This is a genomic window from Micrococcus sp. KRD026, assembly GCF_017168445.1.
Classification (GTDB): Bacteria; Actinomycetota; Actinomycetes; order Actinomycetales; family Micrococcaceae; genus Micrococcus; species Micrococcus luteus.
The window spans coordinates 1-5183 of the sequence record NZ_JABFBA010000014.1 but is presented as its reverse complement, the minus strand read 5'-3'; the positions used below and the strand labels follow the sequence as shown (position 1 = coordinate 5183).

Annotated in this window: 2 protein-coding genes and 3 pseudogenes; 1 reads left to right on the top strand and 4 read right to left on the bottom strand. The window is 66.1% G+C overall.

Features of this window, described 5'->3' with window-relative positions; genetic code table 11:
• Positions 1–309 precede the first annotated feature (309 nt).
• Positions 310–2310, bottom strand: coding sequence for a class I SAM-dependent DNA methyltransferase (locus J1M40_RS05660; RefSeq protein ID WP_206450557.1), 2001 nt, complete (start codon positions 2308–2310; stop codon positions 310–312).
• Between the two features lie 237 nt (positions 2311–2547).
• Between J1M40_RS05660 and J1M40_RS05655 the strand changes: the two genes are divergently transcribed.
• Positions 2548–3450: a DUF3800 domain-containing protein gene (locus tag J1M40_RS05655; protein ID WP_206450556.1), complete on the top strand. Its 903-nt coding sequence runs from the start codon at positions 2548–2550 to the stop codon at positions 3448–3450.
• Positions 3451–3621: 171 nt separating this feature from the next.
• Here J1M40_RS05655 and J1M40_RS05650 read toward each other — a convergent pair.
• From J1M40_RS05650 to J1M40_RS05640, 3 pseudogenes are all read right to left on the bottom strand, one after another.
• A pseudogene (locus J1M40_RS05650) lies at positions 3622–3909 on the bottom strand (Ltp family lipoprotein); the annotation flags it as partial.
• A 26-nt stretch (positions 3910–3935) separates the two neighbouring features.
• Positions 3936–4208 (bottom strand): annotated as a pseudogene (locus tag J1M40_RS05645) (transposase); the annotation flags it as partial.
• Between the two features lie 16 nt (positions 4209–4224).
• Positions 4225–5183 (bottom strand): annotated as a pseudogene (locus J1M40_RS05640) (IS3 family transposase); the annotation flags it as partial.

Here is a 5183-nt window from a genome sequence, read left to right as displayed (position 1 = left end):
GTTAGCGTGAGTCATGAGCGGGTCTCTTCTGGCAGGTGGGTTGTTGAGGAACTTCCATCCTGCGGCAGGGGCCCGCTCGTCTCATCTCAGCCCGTACCCCGTGGCAAGAACCTCATGACCCACAACAACTAGCCCACATTCGCTTCACGCCGCCCAGATCGAGCTCGCTGTCTTGGATCGACGCCGACCGAAGATATGGGACTTCCACGTCTCCGTCACGTTGTGCCCGCGGCTGGAGCATCTTCCCGAGAACCACATCAGCCAGGGAACTGAGTGGCACCGAGGACTCGACATTGAGTGGTTGGACCGTCACCGCTCGACCTCCTGCAGGAGCTCGATGATCTCGGCGGTGAGCTGCTTGAGCTCGGCATCGATCTCCTCGAGGGGGCGCGGCGGCACGTACGTGTAGAAGAGCCGGGTGAAGGGGATCTCGTAGCCGATCTTCGTCTTGGACTCGTCGATCCAGGCGCCGGGCACATGCGGGGCCACCTCGGCCTCGAAGTACTCGTGGATGTCCCGGCCGAAGGGCACGAGTTCGGTGTCGCGCAGCGAGGTGTCCGGCTCCGGCTCGCCCTTCTTGTTCGTCACCACCTCCGCCTCGGGGTCGTGCACACCGATCGCCCCGGTCAGGGCCTTCACCAGCGGGGCACCGGCGGTCACGCCGTGCTTCTTCAACGCCTTCTTCAGTTCCAGCACGAAGGTGGGCTGGTGGTCCCAGACCCGGCCACGCAGGGAGGCGAGGGCCGCCTCGAGAGCTGACCGGCCGTCGTCGGGAAGCTTGTCCACCGGCTTGGTGGCGAGCGCCGCCGCAATGGTGGCGTCCTCCACCTCGAAGCTCAGCTGCAGCGGACGCTCCACGGTGATCTCCCGGTAGCCGAAGTCCTGCGCGGTGAGGACCTTGGAGAACTCGGCATAGGCCTCGGACTGGGCATCGAAGTCCCGGTAGATGTCCAACACACGCTGGCGGTCCTCCTTGGACAGCTCCTTGTTCTTCGAACCCACGTTGCGGGGCAGCTTGGTGAAGAACGTGCGGGCGTCGATCAGCTGCACCTTGCCGCGGCGCTCTGCCGGCTTGTTGTTGTCCAGTACCCACACGTAGGTGGCGATTCCGGTGTTGTAGAACATGTCCGTGGGCAGCGCGACGATCGCGTCCACCAGGTCCGACTCCAACAGCCAGCGGCGGATCTCGGACGGGCCCGAGCCCGCCCCGCCCGTGAACAGCGGGGAGCCGTTGAGGACGATGCCGGCCCGGCCACCGCCCTCCGAGACCGGGCGGAGCTTCGAGGCCACGAGCTGGAGGAACAGCATCTGGCCGTCGCTGATGGCGGGGGTGCCGCCCGGGAAGCGGTTCGTGGCGCCGCCGGCGGCGATCTCCTTCTCCACCGCGGTGCGGGAGGCCTTCCAGTCGCCGCCGTAGGGCGGGTTGGAGAGGACGTAGTCGAAGCGCTCGGTCAGGTGGGCGTCGTTCTTGAGGGTGTCCCCGCGGGCGATGCCGTCCGCGTCCTGGCCCTTGCCGAGCAGCTCGGACTTGCAGATCGCGTAGGACTGATCGTTGAGCTCCTGCCCGAACAGGCGGACCTCCGCGTTTGGGTTCATGGCGCGCAGACGCTCGTCCAACAGGGACAGCATGCCGCCGGTGCCGGCCGTGGGGTCATAGACGGTGCGGACCGGGTAGCCGGTGAGGACGTCGTCGTCGTTGGCGGTGAGCAGGTCCACGAGGAGCTTCACCGCGTCGCGCGGGGTGAAGTGCTCACCGGCGGTCTCGTTGGAGGCGGCGGCGAAGCGGCGGATCAGGTCCTCGAAGAGGGTGCCCATCTCCGCGTTGGAGACGGTCTCCGGGGAGAGGTCGATGGAGGCGAACTGCTGCAGGACCAGGAAGAGGCGGTCGTGCTCGTCCAGCTTGGCGACCGTCTTGTCGAACTCGTAATAGGTGAACAGGTCCGCCACGTTCTGGGAGAACCCGTCCACGTAGGCCAGCAGGTTCGTGCGGAGCAGGTCCGGCTCCTGCAGGATGCGGTCCAGGGTGAAGGGGCTGAGGTTGTAGAACGTCAGGCCCGTGCGGGACTCCACCAGGTTGTCCAGGACGAAGTCCGGATGCCCCTTGGCCGCCAGCTCCGCGAAGAACTCCCGGTGCGGAGCCATGACCGCCTCCATGCGGCGGAGGATGGTGAGCGGAAGGACGAGCGTGCCGTACTGGTTCGGCTTGAACACGCCCCGGAGCTGATCCGCGATCCCCCACACGAAGTTCGAGAGGTTCTGAGGAGAGCGGTGGGGCGCCGAGGCAGCGCCGCGCGTGGCGGGGGTGGTCATGGGGTCCTTCGAATGGTGGGGGCGGGCCGCTGGACGGGACCCATTCCGACCCCGCAGCGACCCGACAGGGCGACGGATCATACACAACCACACTTGCCTATGCTCTGCGCGCGCGAGTACGCTCGCGTATGGTAGCTAGGGCTGAGACAGTGCCCCGAGCACCAATTCGAGAGGCCCACGCTTGCGTGGGCCTCTGCGCTTGCCTGCAGTGTCCGCTGTGCCCTGCACAATGGTCAGATGCTGCTGGCGTACATCGACGAGATCGGCGAGCCGGGCGCCTACGTCGGCCCGGACCATCCTCGCTTCCGGACAAGCCCAGCCTTCGGTTATGCCGGATTCGTCATGCCGGAGTCTGCCGCACGAGGCTTTGGAGCGAAGTTCACCGCACTGAAGCGTCAGCTGTTCGCCTCGGAGATCGACCGAGCGAAACACCCCGGACGGTGGGAGTTCAAGGGGGCCAATCTGTTCCGGCCGGATACCCCCGCGCGCTTTCCGCAGCAGCTCCGCGTGTTCGATGCGCTCGTGCGGTCCGTCGTCGTCGACCACGGCGGCAAGCTGTTCTACTACGCCGACGAGAAGCAGCGTGGGACGCCCAAGCAGATCGGCCTCGACGTCGAGAAACGCGAAGCCGACGCCATGCGAGAGACTCTGAACCGTCTGGCCCGCCATGCCCACCATCACGGACATAACCTCATGGTGATCATCGATCAAATCAATGAGAAGACGCGAGTCGAACGCGTTGCATCGATGTATGCCCACATCTTCAGCCGAGCCGGCGACTTTCCGGAGATGCGGTGCATCGTGGAACCGCCCATGCACGTGGACAGTTCGCTGAGCTCCAACGTGCAGTTCGCCGACTGGGTCGCCGCCGCCGTCACACGCGCTGTCGATCACCAGCTCAACGACTCGTCCAAGTACGCCTGGGTCACCGACCCCCAGCGGCTGGCATCCATGAGGGGCAGCTTCACCTACGAGTCCAAACTGCACCTGTGGAACCGCGGCGTGCAGGACATCAACCACTCTGAGCTGTTCCACCGTGAACGGCGACTTGCCCCGACCCCGCATGGACAGCTTCTGGGGGCCTCGGTGGACCCCGAGGCGGCGGAGAAGATGGCGAAGATCTGGCGCTCGGGACGCTAAGACCTGGCGCCGCTGCTAGAGATCACCCCGGCCCTGCGTCAGGCGGAACACAGCCCCGCATATTCTGGTCCTCCGCGGGCTGCGGAGGACCAGAATATGCGGGCGGCGGGTGGACCACCTGGCGACACCGTTGCCGACGCGTTCATTCAACGCGCGGGGCATGCCCGGGCGTCACTGGGACAGGTTGTCGATCGCGTACTGCGCCTGGTCGGGCGTGAACTCCTCGCCGTACTCCGAGACCAGTTGGTCGTAGATCGCAGACGGCGACATGTCCATCATCTCCTGATAGCTCTTCGCTTTGGCCAGCGCATTGGCATTCCAGTCCACGTCCGTCATGTTGTCGATCGCGTACTGCGCCGCTTCTGGTGAGAACTGCTCACCGTACTCGGAGACCAGCTGGCCATAGATGCCCATCTTGGACATGTCCATGTTCTCTTCGTAGCTGTACGCCTTGCGAAGCGCCGACTGGTACTGAGCCGCCCCCTTCATTCGGTCCGGACGTTCTGTGAGTCGTCGGTTTCCATTTGATGGGTGCACTGCCGAGCGTACTCGGCTGGGGTTAGGTAGCCGAGCGAGGAGTGCCGGCGGTGGTGGTTGTACTCGTCCTTCCAGTCGCCGATGATGACCTGTGCGTGCAGCAGCGAGTAGAAGCTGTTGATGTTGAGGCACTCGTCGCGGATCCGGCTGTTGAACGACTCGACGTACCCGTTGCGCCACGGCGAGCCCGGAGGGATGTAGGACAGGCCGGTGCGGGTGCCGGCCCAGTCGGCCATCGAAGCTGTTGATGTTGAGGCACTCGTCGCGGATCCGGCTGTTGAACGACTCGACGTACCCGTTGCGCCACGGCGAGCCCGGAGGGATGTAGGACAGGCCGGTGCGGGTGCCGGCCCAGTCGGCCATCGCCTCGCTGATGAACTCCGGCCCGTTGTCCGACCTGAGCACCGCCGGGGCGCCCCGGGCGGCGACGAGGTCCTCGAGGTGGGCGGTGAGTCGGTCGGCGGTAATCGAGCGCTCCACGAGCCCGCCGATGCACTCCCGGGTGTGTTCGTCGACGATCGAGCAGATCTTGATCGGTCGTCCGTGCTCGTCGGCGTCGAACTGGAAGTCCACCGCCCACACCACGTTCGGCGCGTCCGCCGTCGGCGCGTCGACGGTCGAGGACCCGACGCGCTTGCGTCGACGCCGCTGCGGGACCCGGAGCCCTTCGTCACGCCACAGGCGTTGGATCTTCTTGTGGTTCACCACCCACCCCTCGGCGCGGGCGTCGTGATACGCCCGCCGATACCCGTAGCGGGGATGGTCCTTCGCCCAGGCGCGCAGCCACTCCCTGAGCGCCCGATCCGGGTCCGCGACCGTGTCGCCCTTGAGCGGTCGCCGGTACGCGGAGCGGCTCAGCCCGACCAGACGGCACGCCATCCGTTCGCTCACCCGCAACTTGCGCTTGAGGTGATCGACGGCGGCGCGGCGCCTGTCCGGGCTTAGAAGTTTCCCTCAGCCAGCTCCTTGAGCGCGGCCTTCTCCAGCTCCGCTTCCGCGAGCAGACGCTTCAGGGTCGCGTTCTGCTTCTCCAGCTCCTTCAGGCGCTTTGCGTCGTCGGCCTTGAGGCCGCCGTACTGGTTCCGCCACCGGTAGTACGTCTGCTCGGACACCCCGAGCTCCCGGCACACCGCCGCGACGTCCTGACCATCGGCGAGCATCCTGTCGGCCTGCCCGAGCTTACGGACGACCTGCTC

What these genes read in the sequence shown, in the direction of transcription:
- J1M40_RS05655 (WP_206450556.1), top strand. Translation starts at nt 2,548, where the DNA reads ATGCTGCTGGCGTACATCGACGAGATCGGCGAGCCGGGCGCCTACGTC.
- J1M40_RS05660 (WP_206450557.1), bottom strand. Translation starts at nt 2,310, where the DNA reads ATGACCACCCCCGCCACGCGCGGCGCTGCCTCGGCGCCCCACCGCTCT.